The 15,591-nt window shown below is 60.0% G+C and carries 19 protein-coding genes; 11 read left to right on the top strand and 8 right to left on the bottom strand.

Going from position 1 to position 15,591, the window contains the following annotated elements; all coding sequences use genetic code 11:
• Positions 1-26 precede the first annotated feature (26 nt).
• Entirely contained in the window at positions 27-671 is a 645-nt protein-coding gene (locus QQ992_RS23495; RefSeq protein ID WP_286111219.1) for an RES family NAD+ phosphorylase, read from the bottom strand.
• Positions 672-890: 219 nt separating this feature from the next.
• A complete protein-coding gene (locus tag QQ992_RS23490) occupies positions 891-1,370 on the bottom strand; it encodes an Lrp/AsnC family transcriptional regulator (RefSeq protein WP_016498026.1) in 480 nt (159 codons plus the stop codon).
• 128 nt (positions 1,371-1,498) lie between these two features.
• Between QQ992_RS23490 and QQ992_RS23485 the strand changes: the two genes are divergently transcribed.
• Positions 1,499-2,695, top strand: a complete 1,197-nt coding sequence (locus QQ992_RS23485) for a methionine gamma-lyase (RefSeq protein WP_286111218.1) — start codon at positions 1,499-1,501, stop codon at positions 2,693-2,695.
• A gap of 48 nt (positions 2,696-2,743) precedes the next feature.
• On the opposite strand, the gene QQ992_RS23480 is transcribed toward QQ992_RS23485, so the two are convergent.
• A complete protein-coding gene (locus QQ992_RS23480; RefSeq protein ID WP_016713539.1) occupies positions 2,744-3,181 on the bottom strand; it encodes a Z-ring associated ZapG family protein in 438 nt (145 codons plus the stop codon).
• 135 nt (positions 3,182-3,316) lie between these two features.
• Here QQ992_RS23480 and QQ992_RS23475 point away from each other — a divergent pair, with 135 nt between their 5' ends.
• From QQ992_RS23475 to zapE, 3 genes are all read left to right on the top strand, one after another.
• A complete protein-coding gene (locus tag QQ992_RS23475) occupies positions 3,317-3,952 on the top strand; it encodes an alpha/beta hydrolase (protein ID WP_105945734.1) in 636 nt (211 codons plus the stop codon).
• Positions 3,953-3,977: 25 nt separating this feature from the next.
• Positions 3,978-5,327 carry a tryptophan--tRNA ligase gene (locus QQ992_RS23470; RefSeq protein ID WP_286111216.1) on the top strand — a complete coding sequence of 450 codons (1,350 nt, stop codon included), beginning with the start codon at positions 3,978-3,980 and terminating at the stop codon, positions 5,325-5,327.
• A gap of 153 nt (positions 5,328-5,480) precedes the next feature.
• Positions 5,481-6,575: a cell division protein ZapE gene (gene zapE / locus QQ992_RS23465; RefSeq protein WP_060499786.1), complete on the top strand. Its 1,095-nt coding sequence runs from the start codon at positions 5,481-5,483 to the stop codon at positions 6,573-6,575.
• 113 nt (positions 6,576-6,688) lie between these two features.
• On the opposite strand, the gene QQ992_RS23460 is transcribed toward zapE, so the two are convergent.
• Both QQ992_RS23460 and QQ992_RS23455 read right to left on the bottom strand, forming a co-directional pair.
• Positions 6,689-7,609, bottom strand: coding sequence for a GlxA family transcriptional regulator (locus QQ992_RS23460; RefSeq protein ID WP_174442268.1), 921 nt, complete (start codon positions 7,607-7,609; stop codon positions 6,689-6,691).
• A 236-nt stretch (positions 7,610-7,845) separates the two neighbouring features.
• Positions 7,846-8,886 carry an NADP(H)-dependent aldo-keto reductase gene (locus QQ992_RS23455; protein ID WP_286111215.1) on the bottom strand — a complete coding sequence of 347 codons (1,041 nt, stop codon included), beginning with the start codon at positions 8,884-8,886 and terminating at the stop codon, positions 7,846-7,848.
• Positions 8,887-9,143: 257 nt separating this feature from the next.
• Between QQ992_RS23455 and rplM the strand changes: the two genes are divergently transcribed.
• The 7 genes from rplM (at position 9,144) to QQ992_RS23420 (ending at position 14,008) form a co-directional block, all read left to right on the top strand.
• Positions 9,144-9,572: a 50S ribosomal protein L13 gene (rplM, locus tag QQ992_RS23450; protein WP_003251819.1), complete on the top strand. Its 429-nt coding sequence runs from the start codon at positions 9,144-9,146 to the stop codon at positions 9,570-9,572.
• Positions 9,573-9,586: 14 nt separating this feature from the next.
• The gene (gene rpsI, locus QQ992_RS23445; RefSeq protein ID WP_003260797.1) at positions 9,587-9,979 is read left to right on the top strand and encodes a 30S ribosomal protein S9; all 393 of its coding nucleotides are present in this window, start codon (positions 9,587-9,589) and stop codon (positions 9,977-9,979) included.
• Between the two features lie 263 nt (positions 9,980-10,242).
• Positions 10,243-10,836, top strand: coding sequence for a ubiquinol-cytochrome c reductase iron-sulfur subunit (gene petA / locus QQ992_RS23440; RefSeq protein ID WP_003251823.1), 594 nt, complete (start codon positions 10,243-10,245; stop codon positions 10,834-10,836).
• Positions 10,836-12,047 (top strand): cytochrome b, encoded by a 1,212-nt coding sequence (locus tag QQ992_RS23435; RefSeq protein ID WP_003251825.1) that lies wholly within the window; start codon positions 10,836-10,838, stop codon positions 12,045-12,047. The genes petA and QQ992_RS23435 overlap by 1 nt, the downstream gene beginning before the upstream one ends.
• Positions 12,047-12,826: a cytochrome c1 gene (locus QQ992_RS23430; RefSeq protein ID WP_060499788.1), complete on the top strand. Its 780-nt coding sequence runs from the start codon at positions 12,047-12,049 to the stop codon at positions 12,824-12,826. Before QQ992_RS23435 ends, QQ992_RS23430 begins: the two co-directional genes overlap by 1 nt.
• A 119-nt stretch (positions 12,827-12,945) precedes the next feature.
• Positions 12,946-13,569 carry a glutathione S-transferase N-terminal domain-containing protein gene (locus QQ992_RS23425; RefSeq protein ID WP_286111213.1) on the top strand — a complete coding sequence of 208 codons (624 nt, stop codon included), beginning with the start codon at positions 12,946-12,948 and terminating at the stop codon, positions 13,567-13,569.
• Between the two features lie 10 nt (positions 13,570-13,579).
• Positions 13,580-14,008 (top strand): ClpXP protease specificity-enhancing factor, encoded by a 429-nt coding sequence (locus QQ992_RS23420; RefSeq protein WP_082426418.1) that lies wholly within the window; start codon positions 13,580-13,582, stop codon positions 14,006-14,008.
• A 51-nt stretch (positions 14,009-14,059) separates the two neighbouring features.
• Here QQ992_RS23420 and QQ992_RS23415 read toward each other — a convergent pair whose 3' ends face one another.
• The 3 genes from QQ992_RS23415 to QQ992_RS23405 all read right to left on the bottom strand — a co-directional run bounded on the left by QQ992_RS23415 (position 14,060) and on the right by QQ992_RS23405 (position 15,578).
• A complete protein-coding gene (locus tag QQ992_RS23415; protein ID WP_286111211.1) occupies positions 14,060-14,278 on the bottom strand; it encodes a YgdI/YgdR family lipoprotein in 219 nt (72 codons plus the stop codon).
• Between the two features lie 131 nt (positions 14,279-14,409).
• Positions 14,410-14,988 carry a BON domain-containing protein gene (locus QQ992_RS23410; protein ID WP_286111209.1) on the bottom strand — a complete coding sequence of 193 codons (579 nt, stop codon included), beginning with the start codon at positions 14,986-14,988 and terminating at the stop codon, positions 14,410-14,412.
• Positions 14,985-15,578: a phosphoheptose isomerase gene (locus QQ992_RS23405; protein ID WP_016713550.1), complete on the bottom strand. Its 594-nt coding sequence runs from the start codon at positions 15,576-15,578 to the stop codon at positions 14,985-14,987. The genes QQ992_RS23410 and QQ992_RS23405 overlap by 4 nt, the downstream gene beginning before the upstream one ends.
• Positions 15,579-15,591: the final 13 nt, after the last annotated feature.

Genomic DNA, 15,591 nt, shown 5'->3' with positions numbered 1-15,591 from the left:
CTTTCAAGGAAAGTTTGGCTTCGCGTTTACTCCAGCGCTACGCCCAGGCTGTACAAAAACTCTACTACCGTTTCACCACTTTGCAGAACTGCCAAGCTCACAGCCTGATGGCGTATCGCTTCGATCTGAGTTGAGCGACCTTCGAACAGCACGATGTTGCAACCGTCCATAGACCCGGTAACGGTATAGACCGCTGACGGATAGAGCATGCCATCAACCTGGGCTTGGCTCATGCACACTTGGCTGAGCTTTCGTGTGAAGGCATAACCTTCTTTGCCTTGGCCCTTAGCCTGAACGATATCCCGTATTTTGTGATGAGTCGCTCGGTTCGCCAGAGCAGCAACGTCGACCACGTACAATTCACGTGCCGTCCTGAGTAAATGTAGCGACGTCTGTTCCAGTCGCGAAAGACGTACCGGTTGATCATCAATGCCTTGGCCTGGCTGGAACGACTCGGCGACGGCAACTTCTGCAGAACAGCCCAGGTAGTAGACGCCAACCTGTTTGGAAGGGTCGGCGTAGCGGGTATCGGAATCGGCGCGGTAGTTCACGGGGTTGGTATCGTAGCGAGACGCTTGAACCCTGTGCAGAAGTGAACCCGCGGGTACCTGTTTCAACAGTTCCGGGTACTTGTGCAGCGCTTTGAGTACTTGATCAGTTAGCTCGTTCATGGGCCTTCTGCGATCGCCAGCCAAAAGGACAGGGAGAAATGGTCGAGGCTGCGGAATGTTCGGCCTTCGAGCTTACGGATGATGAATTCTGAAAGAAGGCTGGCCATGGAGTCGTCCCTGGTGAAAGGCAGGGAAAGTGTGCCCGGGGACGCGCTTTCTGTATGTCAGAGGCAGGTCGTAGGTCAGTAGGAACGTTCCTGCTGATTGGAAAGAGCGGTCTTAGATGTGTTTCTCCGAAACAGGTATCACCCGTCTTTCCTTCACCGCCTTGTAGGAAAAACTCGAATAGATCTCCTTCACTCCCGGCAACCGCTGCAGCACTTCCCGGGTGAATTCCCCGAACGACTCCAGGTCCCTTGCCAGGATCTCCAGCAAAAAGTCATAGCGTCCGGAAATGTTATGGCAGGCCACGATTTCGGGAATTTCCATCAGCCGCTGCTCGAACGCCAGTGCCATGTCCTTGGTGTGCGAGTCCATCATGATGCTGACGAACGCGGTCACGCCAAACCCCAGCGACTTGGGCGAGAGGATGGCCTGGTAGCCGGTGATGTAGCCGTTGTCTTCCAGCAATTTGACCCGTCGCCAGCAGGGCGAGGTGGTGAGCGCCACCTGGTCGGCGAGTTCGGCGACTGTGAGGCGGGCGTTGTCCTGCAGAGCGGCTAGCAGGGCGCGGTCGGTGCGGTCGAGGCTTGAAGGCATATTTTGCCCTCCTGGTCCGTTATTTATTGTTTTTGTTCCAGCATGCACGCAGATGCGTGGGCTACTTTGGAAAAAATCGGGCAGCTCGGTGGCATAAGCTTATAGCAAACCACAAGAGGCATGTTGCCATGCGCGACTCCCATAACAACACCGGTTTTTCCACACGGGCCATTCACCATGGCTACGACCCGCTTTCCCATTGTGGCGCGTTGGTGCCGCCGGTGTACCAGACCGCCACCTATGCCTTCCCCACTGTTGAATACGGCGCTGCGTGCTTTGCTGGGGAGGAGGCGGGGCATTTCTACAGCCGCATCTCCAACCCCACCCTGGCACTGCTGGAACAACGCATGGCTTCACTGGAGGGCGGTGAGGCGGGGTTGGCGTTGGCGTCGGGTATGGGCGCTATTACCTCGACCATCTGGACCCTGTTGCGGCCGGGTGATGAACTGATTGTCGGGCGCACCTTGTATGGCTGCACCTTCGCCTTTCTGCACCACGGTATTGGTGAGTTCGGGGTGAAGGTCCGCCATGTCGACCTGAACGATGCCAAGGCATTGAAAGCGGCGATCAACAGTAAAACACGGATGATCTACTTCGAAACGCCGGCTAACCCCAACATGCAACTGGTGGACATCGCGGCGGTTGCCCAGGCCGTGCAGGGGCATGATGTGCATGTCGTGGTGGATAACACTTACTGCACGCCTTACTTGCAGCGGCCACTCGAGCTGGGTGCGGACCTGGTGGTGCATTCGGCAACCAAGTACCTCAGTGGCCATGGCGATATCACCGCCGGCCTGGTAGTGGGGCGCAAGGCGCTGGTCGACCGTATTCGCCTGGAAGGGCTGAAAGACATGACCGGTGCGGTAATGTCGCCACACGATGCGGCGTTGCTGATGCGCGGGATCAAGACCCTGGCGCTGCGCATGGACCGGCATTGCAGCAATGCCGGGCAGGTGGCCGAGTTTCTGGCCCGGCAGCCGCAGGTGGAGCTGATTCATTACCCGGGTTTGCCGTCGTTCGCACAGTACGAACTGGCGCAACGGCAGATGCGTTTGCCGGGCGGCATGATCGCTTTCGAGCTCAAGGGCGGTATCGAGGCGGGGCGGCGCTTCATGAATGCGCTACAGCTGTTTGCACGGGCGGTGAGCCTGGGGGATGCCGAGTCGTTGGCACAGCACCCGGCGAGCATGACGCACTCCAGTTACACGCCGCAAGAGCGGGCACATCACGGGATATCGGAGGGGCTGGTGAGGTTATCGGTGGGTCTGGAGGATGTGGAGGATCTATTGGCGGATGTCGAGCAGGCATTGCAGGCTTGCAAATAGGTAAACCGAAAAAAGGCCTCTTGCGAGGCCTTTTTCATGTTCAGCGGATTAACGCTTGAGCCCGTAGCTCTCATCCAGCATGCCCGGCGAGTTCGGCGCTTTTGGCGCATAGTCGCGTGGCACTTCGGCGGTGTCTTTCGGCGGGGTCAGGCGGTCACGTGGGCCTTGCGGCGCTTCGGAGTGCAGTGCAGCCAGCAGGCGTTGGCGAGTGACTTCATCCAGGGCCAGGCTGTTGGCGCCTTCGGCCAGGTGATCCTGCACGTCCTGGTAGCTTTGGGTCAGTTTCTTGACCAGCACGGCGGTGCTGTTGAAGTGGGTGACCACTTCGTTCTGGTAGCTGTCGAAACGCTTCTGGATGTCATCCAGCTGACGCTGTGTGCTGCTGGGCGCGGCATTGGGCAGCAGGCGGGCCACGACGAAACCGACGACCACGCCAATGACCAGGGCCAGGGTTGGCAACAACCAAACAAGGAGCGAGAGTTCCACGAGTCCTTCCTCTATAAACGGCTTTGCTTTACGTTAACGGCTCAGACCTGCGCTGTATACCGCGAGCGATCGCAAATCAGAACAGAATTCCTCACCTAGACGAATCGACCCCTCCCGAGGTCACGGAGTAGTGCCTTGCTTGTCCGCGAAACCCCCTTGTTCATCGATGGCCCCAGTGGCCAGCTGGAAGCCTTGTACCTTGATGTGGCCGATGCCCGTGGCGCAGTGCTGATCTGCCACCCCAACCCGGTCCAGGGCGGCACCATGCTCAACAAGGTGGTCTCGACCCTGCAACGCACCGCCCGCGATGCCGGTTACGTGACCCTGCGTTTCAATTACCGTGGCGTTGGCCAAAGCGCCGGCAGCCATGACATGGGCGCAGGCGAAGTGGCCGATGCCGAGGCTGCCGCAGCCTGGCTGCGGGCCAGACATCCTGAACTGCCGCTGGTGCTGATGGGCTTCTCGTTCGGCGGCTTCGTCGCCACCAGCCTGGCCGGCCGCCTGGAGGCTGCAGGCACCGAGTTGCAGCACCTGTTCATGATCGCCCCGGCAGTCATGCGCCTGACGGCCGAATTCCCGCTGCCGCAGCGCTGCCCGATCACCGTGGTGCAGCCGGATGCCGACGAAGTCGTTGCGCCGCAGCTGGTTTACGAATGGTCCGACAGCCTGTCGCGCCCCCATGAGCTGCTGAAAGTGGCAGAATGCGGACACTTCTTCCATGGCAAGCTGACCGATCTGAAGGATCTGCTGCTGCCGCGCCTTTCGAACTGAGCCAAGCCTGAATAAGCGAACACCCATGACCACGCGCATTCTTACCGGTATCACCACCACCGGCACACCGCACCTGGGCAACTACGCCGGCGCCATCCGCCCGGCGATCCGTGCCAGCCAGCAGCCCGGTGTCGACTCGTTCTACTTCCTGGCCGACTACCACGCCCTGATCAAGTGCGACGACCCGCTGCGCATCCAGCGTTCGCGTCTGGAAATCGCCGCGACCTGGCTGGCCGGTGGCCTGGACCCGGACAAAGTGACCTTCTACCGCCAGTCGGACATCCCGGAAATCCCCGAGCTGACCTGGCTGCTGACCTGCGTTGCTGCCAAGGGCCTGCTGAACCGTGCCCATGCCTACAAGGCCTCGGTGGACAAGAACGTCGAGGCCGGCGAAGACCCGGACGCTGGCGTGACCATGGGCCTGTTCAGCTACCCGGTGCTGATGGCTGCCGACATCCTGATGTTCAACGCCAACAAGGTGCCGGTCGGCCGTGACCAGATCCAGCACGTGGAAATGGCCCGCGATATCGGCCAGCGCTTCAACCACCTGTTCGGCCAGGGCAAGGACTTCTTCGCCCTGCCGGAAGCGGTGATCGAGGAAAGTGTGGCAACCCTGCCGGGCCTGGACGGGCGCAAGATGTCCAAGAGCTATGACAACACCATCCCGCTGTTCACCAGCGCCAAGGACATGAAAGACGCCATCTCGCGCATCGTCACCGACTCGCGCGCCCCAGGCGAAGCGAAAGACCCGGACAACTCGCACCTGTTCACCCTGTTCCAGGCCTTCTCGACGCCTGAACAATGTGCCGGGTTCCGCGAAGAGCTGTTGCAGGGCCTGGGCTGGGGTGATGCCAAGCAACGCCTGTTCCAGCTGCTGGACGGTCAGTTGGCCGAAAAGCGCGAGTACTACCACCAGTTGATCGCCCGTCCGGCGGACCTGGAAGACATCCTGCTGGCCGGCGCCGCCAAGGCCCGCAAGATCGCCACGCCATTCCTCGAACAACTGCGCGAGTCTGTAGGCCTGCGTTCGTTCCGCAGTGGCGTGCAGGCCAATACCGAAGTGAAGAAGAAAGCCGCCAAGAGCGCGCGTTTCGTCAGCTTCCGTGATGAAGATGGCAGCTTCCGCTTCCGCCTGCTGGCCGCTGATGGCGAGCAACTGCTGCTGTCGCGCAGTTTCGCCGACGGTAAGAGCGCCGGTGCCGTAAGCAAGCAACTGCAACAAGGTGGCGAGGCGGATGTGCGCGTCGAAGGCCTGGGCTTCGGCCTGTGGCTGAACGACGAGCACGTTGCCGACGGCCCGCAGTTCGACAGCGCCGAGGCCCGTGATGTGGCCATTCAAAGCCTGCGTGATGCCCTGGCACCCCAGCAGGACTGAGGCATTTCACCTGTAGGCGCGAGTTTACTCGCGAACACCGGCAAAGCCGGTGCCATACAGCGTATATGAGGCATATTGACGCAAGTCTCATTGCCATTAAGCGGGCCTGTCGCTACAGTGACGGCCCGTTTTTTGTTGCCTCGCTAACGAATCATGACTCCCTTAGAACGCTATCAAGCAGATCTGAAACGTCCCGACTTCTTCCATGACGCGGCGCAGGAAACTGCGGTGCGTCACCTGCAGCGCCTGTACGACGACCTGGTGCACGCGCAGAACAACAAGCCGGGCGTGTTCGGCAAGCTGTTCGGCAAGAAGGAGCAGACCCCGGTCAAGGGCCTGTACTTCTGGGGTGGGGTAGGGCGAGGCAAGACCTACCTGGTCGATACCTTCTACGAAGCGCTGCCGTTCAAGCAGAAGATGCGTACGCACTTCCATCGCTTCATGAAGCGTGTGCACGAGGAAATGAAAACCCTCAAGGGCGAGAAGAACCCGCTGACCATCATTGCCAAGCGCTTCAGCGAAGAAGCCAAGGTAATCTGCTTCGACGAATTCTTCGTGTCGGACATTACCGACGCCATGATCCTCGGCACCTTGATGGAAGAGCTGTTCAAGAACGGCGTGTCGCTGGTGGCCACCTCCAACATCGTGCCGGACGGCCTGTACAAGGACGGCCTGCAACGTGCGCGCTTCCTGCCGGCCATCGCCATGATCAAGCAGTACACCGACGTGGTGAACGTCGACAGCGGCGTCGACTACCGCCTGCGTCACTTGGAGCAGGCCGAGCTGTTCCACTTCCCGCTCAACGATGCGGCGCACCAGAGCATGCGCGCCAGCTTCAAGGCGCTGACCCCTGAGTGCACCCAGGCGGTCGAGAATGACGTGCTGATGATCGAGAACCGCCCGATCAATGCGCTGCGTACTTGCGATGACGTTGCCTGGTTCGACTTCCGCGCCCTGTGCGACGGGCCGCGCAGCCAGAACGACTACATCGAGCTGGGCAAGATTTTCCATGCCGTGCTGCTGAGCAACGTGGAGCAGATGGGCGTGACCACCGACGACATCGCCCGCCGTTTCATCAACATGGTGGACGAGTTCTACGACCGTAACGTCAAGCTGATCATTTCGGCCGAGGTAGAGCTGAAGGACCTGTATACCGGTGGGCGTCTGAGCTTCGAGTTCCAGCGCACCCTGAGCCGGTTGCTGGAGATGCAGTCGCACGAATTCCTGTCGCGCGCGCACAAGCCCTAAAGGCAGCGGCAAGCTACAAGCTTCAAGCGGCAAGAAAAAGCCAGAGCAACATGCGGTTTGCTCTGGCTTTTTCTTGCCGCTTGAAGCTTGTAGCTTGCCGCACAGGAAGCCTTTCAGGCTTCCTGCATGAACTGTTGCCGATACTGGTTCGGCGACAACTCGGTGTGCTGACGGAACAGCCGCGCAAAGAAGCTGGCATCGTCATAACCGACCTCATAGCTGATGGTCTTGATGCTCTTGCGCGTACTCGACAACAACCCCTTGGCCGTCTCGATCCGTAGCCTTTGCAGGTAGTGCAGCGGCTTGTCGCCCGTCGCGCCCTGGAAACGGCGCATGAAGTTGCGGATGCTCATGCCGTGGTTGCGGGCCACATCCTCGAAGCGGAACTTGTCGGCGAAGTGCTCTTCCAGCCAGTGCTGGATCTGCAGGATGATCAGGTCCTGGTGCAGCTTCTGGCCGCCAAAGCCCATGCGCCCCGGGGTGTAGTTGCGCTGGACTTCGTAGAGGATGTCGCGGGCCACGGCGCGGGCCACGTTGGCGCCGCAGAAACGTTCGATCAGGTAGATGTACAGGTCGCAGGCCGAGGTAGCGCCGCCCGCGCAATAGATATTGTCGGCGTCGGTCAGGTGCTTGTCCTGGTTCAGCCGGATCTTCGGAAAACGCTCGGCAAAGCTATTGAAGAAGCGCCAGTAAGTGGTCGCCTCCTTGCCATCGAGCAGGCCGGACTCGGCCAGCCAGAACACACCACTGGCCTCGGCGCACAGCACCGCGCCGCGCGCATGCTGGTCACGCAGCCACGGCAGCACCTGTGGGTAGCGTTGCAGCAGGTTGTCGAAGTCGTCCCAGTAGGCCGGGAGGATGATCACATCGGCGTCGTCCAGGCCACCGTCGACCGGTAGCTGCACATTGCTGAAACTGTCCACAGGCTGGCCGTCGGGGCTCACCAGGCGGATTTCGAACATGGGCTGCAGGCCCAGGCCCAGCTGCTTGCTGTAGCGCAGGCTGGCGAGGTGGAAGAAATCCTTGGCTTGCATCAAGGTCGAAGCGAACACCTTGTCAATGGCCAGGATGCTGACGCGCCGCAGCGACGCGGAGGGTTGGGTAAACATCATTGTCATTGTTCTTATAGGGTAGAGTGGTCAATCACCGGCTGGATCGTCTTATGTTTTTTGCCCAGCTGCAAGCTTCGAGCTACAAGCTGCAAGAAAAAAGCAGGTCGGTACTCGCCCGCTCTGTCTTGCAACTTGAAGCTTGCCGCTTGTGGCTTTGATCAAGGCGCAGGGTTGGGCTGCTCCTGGTGAATCGCCTCGATCCCTGCCAGCAGCTCGTCGCTCAGGCTCAACTCGATGCTGGCCAGGTTGCTCTCCAGTTGCTCGAGGCTGGTCGCGCCAATGATGTTGCTGGTCACGAAAGGCTGCCGGGTCACGAATGCCAGGGCCATCTGCGCCGGGTCCAGGCCATGCTCGCGGGCCAGTTGCACGTAGCGGCTGCAGGCCGCCACGGTCTGCGGGTTGGAATAGCGGGCAAAGCGGCTGAAGAGGGTCAGGCGGGCATTTTCCGGCCGGGCACCGTTCTCGTATTTGCCCGAGAGCATGCCGAAGGCCAGCGGCGAGTAGGCCAGCAGGCCGCACTGCTCGCGGATGGCCACTTCCGCCAGGCCTACCTCGAAACTGCGGTTGAGCAGGTTGTAAGGGTTCTGGATCGATACCGCCCGTGGCCAGCCACGGCTTTCGGCCAGTTGCAGAAACTTCATGGTGCCCCACGGCGTTTCGTTGGACAGGCCGACGTGACGGATCTTGCCCGCACGCACCTGTTCGTCCAGTACTCCGAGGGTTTCCTCCAGCGGGGTGAAGTGGTCCTGTGGCAGGTGCTGGTAGCCCAGCTTGCCGAAGAAGTTGGTGCTGCGCTCCGGCCAGTGCAACTGGTACAAGTCGATGCGGTCGGTCTGCAGGCGCTTCAGGCTCTCGTCCAGTGCTGCGACGATGTGCTGACGGTTGTGTTTGAGCTGGCCGTCGCGAATGTGGCTGATGCCGTTGCCGGGGCCTGCGACCTTGCTGGCCAGGATCCACTCGTCGCGGTCTCCCTGCTCACGGAACCAGTTGCCGATGATGCGCTCTGTGGCTGCGTAGGTTTCCGGGCGGGGCGGCACCGGGTACATCTCGGCGGTGTCGATGAAGTTGACCCCGGCGGCCTTGGCCCGGGCTATCTGTTCGAAGGCGTCGGCCTGAACGTTCTGTTCGCCCCAGGTCATGGTGCCCAGGCACAGGGCGCTGACGTTGAGGTCGGTACGGCCGAGCTGGCGGTATTCCATCAGGTAGACACTCCTTGGCAAAGAAGCCCATCAAAGCAGGTTGAAATTTTTCGCGCAATCTGGATAATTCGGCCCCTCTCCGCGTGGCGGAAGTGATGCACCACCACGCAGGAAGAACCCCGTCGAACATTGGCGTGCCCGACCCGAGCCCCCAAAAGCGTCAGCGTTCGGCTGCGCGTTTGCCCTTGGCAAGCTGTGCACTATCCAGTAAGATTCGCCGTCTATTTTTCGCTGGGCGGCCTCTGAGGCTTTAGAGAATGAAAACTTTTACTGCTAAACCGGAAACAGTAAAGCGCGAGTGGTTCGTAGTTGACGCCGCTGGCCAGACCCTGGGTCGTCTGGCTACCGAAATCGCTACCCGTCTGCGTGGCAAACACAAACCAGAATACACCCCTCACGTTGACACCGGCGACTACATCGTCGTTATCAACGCCGAGCAGGTTCGTGTGACTGGTGCCAAGTCTTCCGACAAAATGTACTACTCCCACTCCGGTTTCCCAGGCGGTATCAAGGAAATCAACTTCGAGAAGTTGATCGCCAAAGCCCCTGAGCGTGTTATCGAAACCGCGGTCAAAGGCATGCTGCCTAAGAACCCGCTGGGTCGCGACATGTACCGCAAGCTGAAAGTGTACGCGGGTGCTGCTCACCCACACACTGCTCAGCAGCCTCAAGAACTGAAGATCTAACGGGAAGGTTCATTATGTCGGCGACTCAAAACTACGGCACTGGCCGTCGCAAGACCGCAACCGCTCGCGTATTCCTGCGTCCGGGTACTGGTAACATTTCCATCAACAACCGTTCTCTGGACGTGTTCTTCGGTCGCGAAACCGCTCGCATGGTTGTTCGCCAGCCACTCGAGCTGACCGAAACCGTTGAGAAGTTCGACATCTACGTCACCGTTTCTGGTGGTGGTGTCAGCGGTCAGGCCGGTGCGATCCGTCACGGTATCACCCGCGCTCTGATGGAATACGACGAAACCCTGCGTGGCGCTCTGCGTCGTGCTGGCTACGTCACCCGCGATGCTCGTGAAGTCGAGCGTAAGAAAGTGGGTCTGCGTAAAGCGCGTAAGCGTCCTCAGTACTCCAAGCGTTAATACCGCTTCGGCAGTCGAGAAAAGCCCGGTTCCTTGGAACCGGGCTTTTTTTTTGGCTTGGACTAACCTGTCAGCATGTCAGTGGCCACTTGTCGCATAGACGCAGATCAAGCAAAGCGCGGGTTGTCGCCCCTTGCCGGGGTAATCACCTTGTCAGTGTGTGGATTTGTTTCTTACCATGGCGGCCAATTTTTAGTGCCATTGACACAACCTAAGTACAAGCCTGGTTCAACAGGCCAAGCAAGCTGATGGGAGAGGACTGAATGAGCAATGACGGCGTCAACGCAGGCCGGCGCCGCTTCCTCGTAGCCGCGACATCCGTGGTCGGGGCAGCGGGAGCAGTGGGGGCTGCGGTACCGTTCGTGGGGTCATGGTTTCCCAGTGCCAAGGCGAAAGCCGCGGGTGCACCGGTGAAGGTCAATATCGCCAAGGTCGAGGCCGGGCAGCAGATGGTGGCCGAGTGGCGTGGCCAGCCGGTGTTCATTGTGCGGCGAACGGAGGAAATCCTCGGTAACCTGAAAAAAATCACCGGCGACCTGTCTGATCCAGAGTCCAAGGCCTCGGTGCAGCCGGCCTACGTCGACCCTGAGGTTCGCTCGATCAAGCCGGAAATCCTCATTCTCGTCGGCCTGTGCACGCACCTGGGGTGTTCGCCCACCTTCCGCCCGGAAGTGGCGCCTGCCGATCTCGGTCCAAAGTGGGTAGGTGGCTACTTCTGCCCGTGCCACGGCTCCCACTACGACCTCGCTGGTCGCGTCTACAAGTCGCAGCCGGCACCTCTCAACCTGCCAGTGCCACCGCACTCTTACGAGTCGGACGAGATCATCGTCATCGGCGTCGACCAGGAGAACGCATGATGAGCAAGTTCATGGACTGGATTGATGCTCGCTTCCCCGCCACCAAGATGTGGGAAGACCACCTGAGCAAGTATTACGCGCCCAAGAACTTCAACTTCCTGTACTTCTTCGGCTCCCTGGCGCTGCTGGTGCTGGTCAACCAGATCGTCACCGGCGTATGGCTGACCATGAGCTTTACGCCTTCGGCGGAAGAGGCATTCGCCTCGGTCGAGTACATCATGCGTGACGTGGAATACGGCTGGATCCTGCGCTATTTGCACTCCACCGGTGCGTCGGCGTTCTTCATCGTGGTCTACCTGCACATGTTCCGTGGCCTGCTGTACGGCTCCTACCAGAAGCCACGCGAACTGGTCTGGCTGTTCGGCATGCTGATCTACCTGGCGCTGATGGCTGAAGCCTTCATGGGCTACCTGCTGCCGTGGGGGCAGATGTCGTACTGGGGTGCCCAGGTGATCATCTCGCTGTTTGGCGCCATTCCGGTGATTGGCGACGACCTCACTCAGTGGATCCGCGGCGACTACCTGATCTCGGGTATCACCCTGAACCGCTTCTTCGCCCTGCATGTGGTCGCACTGCCCATCGTCATTCTCGGCCTGGTAGTGCTGCACATCCTCGCCCTGCACGAAGTGGGTTCGAACAACCCCGATGGCGTCGACATCAAGAAGAAAAAGGACGAAAACGGCATTCCGCTGGACGGCATTCCGTTCCACCCGTACTACACCGTCAAGGACATCGTCGGCGTGGTGGTGTTCCTGTTCGTGTTCTGCGCCGTGGTGTTCTTCTTCCCTGAAATGGGCGGTTACTTCCTGGAGAAACCGAACTTCGAGCAGGCCAACGCCTTCAAGACGCCTGAGCACATTGCGCCTGTGTGGTACTTCACACCGTTCTACGCCATTTTGCGTGCGGTGCCTGACAAGCTGATGGGCGTCATCGCCATGGGTGCGGCCATCGCCGTGCTGTTCGTACTGCCCTGGCTCGACCGCAGCCCGGTGCGTTCCATGCGTTACAAGGGCTGGATCAGCAAGGTCTTCCTGCTGGTGTTCTGCGTGGCCTTCGTCATTCTCGGCGTGCTGGGCGTACTGGCGCCGACACCTGGGCGCACCTTGCTGTCGCAGGTATGCACGGTGTTGTACTTCGCCTACTTCCTGCTGATGCCGTTCTACACAAGGCTCGAGAAGACCAAACCGGTTCCGGAAAGGGTGACTGGCTGATGAAAAAGTTGATTGCAGTATTTTTGCTGGCAGTGATGCCTGCCTTTTCCTTCGCTGCCGAACACGGCCTGGAGCTGGACAAGGTCGATATCGACCTGACCGACAAGGCCGCCATGCAGGACGGTGCGCGCACCTTTGCCAACTATTGCATGGGTTGCCACAGTGCCAAGTTCCAGCGTTACGAGCGTGTGGCCGATGACCTCGGCATCCCTCACGAACTGATGCTGGAGAAGCTGGTGTTCACCGGTGCCAAGATTGGTGACCACATGCAGATCGGCATGAAGCCCAGTGACGCCAAGACCTGGTTTGGCGCCGCGCCGCCCGACCTGACGCTGGTGGCTCGGGTACGCGGTACCGACTGGCTGTACACCTACCTGCGTAGCTTCTATGAGGACCCGTCGCGGCCTTACGGGGTGAACAACAAGGTGTTCCCGAACGTCGGCATGCCCAACGTGCTGGTTGGTCTGCAAGGCAATCAGGTGGTTGGTTGCAAGCAGGTGCAGACCGTAACCGATGGCAAGAAGCAGTTCGACCCATTGACCGGTAGCCCGATCACCCATGAAGCCTGCGACCAGCTGACCATTACGCCGAAATCCGGTACCCTGACGACCGAGCAGTTCGACGAGAAGGTCAAGAACCTGGTGACCTTCCTGGCCTATTCGGCCAACCCGGTCAAACTGGAAAGCCAGCGCATCGGTACCTATGTGTTGCTGTACCTGGCTTTCTTCTTCGTATTCGCCTACTTGCTCAAGCGTGAATACTGGAAGGACGTGCACTGATCACGCAGTAGTTTCTGGTTGTTGAACGCGCCCGGGGCGCCCCCAGCAGAAATGCCGGGGGCGCCCCGGGCGCGTTTTCATTTACAGTTGCACAAGCATCCCGTGCGAGGAGCCGCTACATGGGCGCAACCAACAGGTTAGCCTGCTATTCCGATCCCGCTGATCACTATTCTCATCGGGTACGCCTGGTGCTGGCCGAGAAGGGCGTCACCGTACAGGTCATCGATGTCGACCCCGCCCGCCTGCCGCCCAAGCTGGCCGAGGTGAACCCTTACGGCAGCGTGCCGACCCTGGTCGACCGTGACCTGGCGTTGTATGAGTCGACCGTGGTGATGGAGTACCTGGAGGAGCGTTACCCGCACCCGCCGCTGATGCCGGTATACCCGGTTGCGCGCGGCAACAGCCGCTTGCTGATGCACCGCATTCAGCGCGACTGGTGTGCCCTGGCCGATACCGTGCTCGATTCACGCAGCAGTGAGGTTGCCAGAACCGAAGCGCGCAAGGCCTTGCGCGAAAGCCTGACCGGCGTTTCGCCGCTGTTCAATGAATTCGCCTGTTTCATGAGCGATGAGCAAAGCCTGGTCGATTGCTGTCTACTGCCCATACTCTGGCGTTTGCCGGTGTTGGGTATCGAGTTGCCGCGGCAAGCCAAGCCGCTGCTGGATTACATGGAGCGTCAGTTCGCCCGCGAGCCTTTCCAGGCGAGCCTGTCCTCCGTAGAACGTGAAATGCGCAAGCTTTAAGGAGCCGTTGATGAACTCCAGTCGCCCCTATCTGGTTCGAGCACTGTACGAATGGATCGTCGACAACGATTGCACGCCCCATATGCTGGTCAATGCCGAATTCCCGAAAGTTCAGGTGCCGGATGGTTTCGCCAGTGATGGCCAGATTGTCCTGAATATCTCGCCAAGTGCTGTGCGCCACCTGCACATGGACAATGAAGCGGTCAGCTTCGAGGGCCGTTTCAGTGGAGTGGCCCACTCGCTGTTCGTGCCCGTTGGCGCCATTCTGGGCATCTATGCCCGCGAAAATGGCCAGGGCATGGTCTTCGAGCTGGAGTCGCCAATGGATGGCGACGAGCCGGAAGACGATGACGTGCAGCCGGACGACGACGGGCCGCCAGAGGGTGGTGGGCAGCCGCCACGCCCAAGTGGCCGACCGAGCCTGAAAGTGGTCAAGTAACAAAAAAAGGCGATCCAACCGGATCGCCTTTTTCTTTGTTGCAGCGCGGGATTACAGGTCGCGGATGGTGCGGACCTGGTCCTTGTTGATGCGGGTGCGCTTGCCATCGAGTTGCTGGAACTCGTAGAAGCCGGCATCGCGGTCGAACTTTGGTGCATCGACAGCCTGGATTTCACGGCCATCGTTGAGGGTGATCAGGCTTGGGGTGGAGCAGCCGGCCAGGGTGGCGAAGGTGCCGATCAACAGGGCAGGCAGCAGAAGCTTTTTCATGCAGTGTTTCCAGGGTTTCTTGAAGGTGGGGCATTGATGTTGTCTGTGCCGGCCTCTTCGCGGCTAAAGCCGCTCCTACAGGTATCGCGTACCCCTGTAGGAGCGGCTTTAGTCGCGAAGACGCCAGTGAGTCAGTCGATGTATTCGAACAGCTTGACGATCTTCTGCACGCCCGACACGCCCTGTACCACGGCAGTGGCCGAGTTGGCCTCCTGCTGGGTTACCAGGCCGAGCAAGTAGACGATACCGTTTTCGGTAATCACCTTGATGCGCGAGCTGGGCACGGTATTGTCAGTCAGCATCTGGGTCTTGATCTTGGTGGTCAGCCAGGCGTCGTTGTTGCGTGCCAGGATGGAGGAGGGCTGCATGACCTGCAGTTCGTTGTGCACTTTCTTGACCCGCTGCACCTGGCCGGCGGTTTGCTCGGCAAGGCTCTTGAGGTCGGCGCGCGGGGTTTGCCCGGCCAGCAGGACGATGCCGTTGTAGCTGCTGACAACGATGTGCGAGCCTTTGTCCAGGTCAGGGCTGGCCTTGGAAATGTTCACGGCGGCCTTGGTCTCGATCAGCGAGTCGTCGATCTTGCTGCCGATGGTGCGCGTGCCGCGATCGTCCTCGATCGGCGAATTGCGTGTAGAGGTAAGTACCGAGCTGCAACCGGTGACGCTCAGGCACAGGGTCAGGGCCATCAGGCCGAGGCGCATTGGGGTCATTCTTCACTCCCGAACAGTTGGCTGTCGATCAGGTCGCACAGGCAGTGGATCGCCAGCAGGTGGACTTCCTGGATGCGCGCGGTAACGGCAGAAGGTACGCGGATTTCCACGTCCTCGGGCAGCAACAGCGAAGCCATGCCGCCGCCGTCGCGGCCAGTCAATGCTACGACAATCATTTCGCGGTCATGTGCGGCCTGGATCGCCTGGATCACGTTGGCCGAGTTGCCGCTGGTGGAGATCGCCAGCAGAACGTCGCCGGGCTGGCCCAGGGCGCGGATCTGCTTGGAAAAGACTTCGTTGTAGCTGTAGTCGTTGGCGATCGAGGTCAGGGTCGAGCTGTCGGTGGTCAGCGCGATGGCAGGCAGGCTCGGGCGTTCACGTTCGAAGCGGTTGAGCAGCTCGGAGGAAAAGTGCTGGGCATCGCCAGCCGATCCGCCGTTGCCGCAGGCGAGCATCTTGCCCTCGTTGAGCAGCGCATTGACCATGACCAGGCTGGCCTGCTCGATGTGCGGTGCCAGGATGTCCATTGCCTGTTGCTTGGTATCGATGCTGGCCTGGAACAGCCGGCGAATTCGGGATTGCATGTCCATCTGGTGACCTTAA

Origin of the sequence: Pseudomonas kurunegalensis (assembly GCF_030291635.1) — a bacterium.
Classification (GTDB): Bacteria; Pseudomonadota; Gammaproteobacteria; order Pseudomonadales; family Pseudomonadaceae; genus Aquipseudomonas; species Aquipseudomonas monteilii.
Note: the sequence above shows the minus strand (reverse complement) of the source record. Positions and strands in the feature narration are given on the sequence as shown.

Coding starts and splice junctions, on each gene's coding strand:
- QQ992_RS23495 (WP_286111219.1), bottom strand. CDS start 671: ATGAACGAGCTAACTGATCAAGTACTCAAAGCGCTGCACAAGTACCCG.
- QQ992_RS23490 (WP_016498026.1), bottom strand. CDS start 1,370: ATGCCTTCAAGCCTCGACCGCACCGACCGCGCCCTGCTAGCCGCTCTG.
- QQ992_RS23485 (WP_286111218.1), top strand. CDS start 1,499: ATGCGCGACTCCCATAACAACACCGGTTTTTCCACACGGGCCATTCAC.
- QQ992_RS23470 (WP_286111216.1), top strand. CDS start 3,978: ATGACCACGCGCATTCTTACCGGTATCACCACCACCGGCACACCGCAC.
- zapE (WP_060499786.1), top strand. CDS start 5,481: ATGACTCCCTTAGAACGCTATCAAGCAGATCTGAAACGTCCCGACTTC.
- QQ992_RS23460 (WP_174442268.1), bottom strand. CDS start 7,609: ATGCAAGCCAAGGATTTCTTCCACCTCGCCAGCCTGCGCTACAGCAAG.
- QQ992_RS23455 (WP_286111215.1), bottom strand. CDS start 8,886: ATGGAATACCGCCAGCTCGGCCGTACCGACCTCAACGTCAGCGCCCTG.
- rplM (WP_003251819.1), top strand. CDS start 9,144: ATGAAAACTTTTACTGCTAAACCGGAAACAGTAAAGCGCGAGTGGTTC.
- rpsI (WP_003260797.1), top strand. CDS start 9,587: ATGTCGGCGACTCAAAACTACGGCACTGGCCGTCGCAAGACCGCAACC.
- petA (WP_003251823.1), top strand. CDS start 10,243: ATGAGCAATGACGGCGTCAACGCAGGCCGGCGCCGCTTCCTCGTAGCC.
- QQ992_RS23435 (WP_003251825.1), top strand. CDS start 10,836: ATGAGCAAGTTCATGGACTGGATTGATGCTCGCTTCCCCGCCACCAAG.
- QQ992_RS23430 (WP_060499788.1), top strand. CDS start 12,047: ATGAAAAAGTTGATTGCAGTATTTTTGCTGGCAGTGATGCCTGCCTTT.
- QQ992_RS23425 (WP_286111213.1), top strand. CDS start 12,946: ATGGGCGCAACCAACAGGTTAGCCTGCTATTCCGATCCCGCTGATCAC.
- QQ992_RS23420 (WP_082426418.1), top strand. CDS start 13,580: ATGAACTCCAGTCGCCCCTATCTGGTTCGAGCACTGTACGAATGGATC.
- QQ992_RS23415 (WP_286111211.1), bottom strand. CDS start 14,278: ATGAAAAAGCTTCTGCTGCCTGCCCTGTTGATCGGCACCTTCGCCACC.
- QQ992_RS23410 (WP_286111209.1), bottom strand. CDS start 14,988: ATGACCCCAATGCGCCTCGGCCTGATGGCCCTGACCCTGTGCCTGAGC.
- QQ992_RS23405 (WP_016713550.1), bottom strand. CDS start 15,578: ATGGACATGCAATCCCGAATTCGCCGGCTGTTCCAGGCCAGCATCGAT.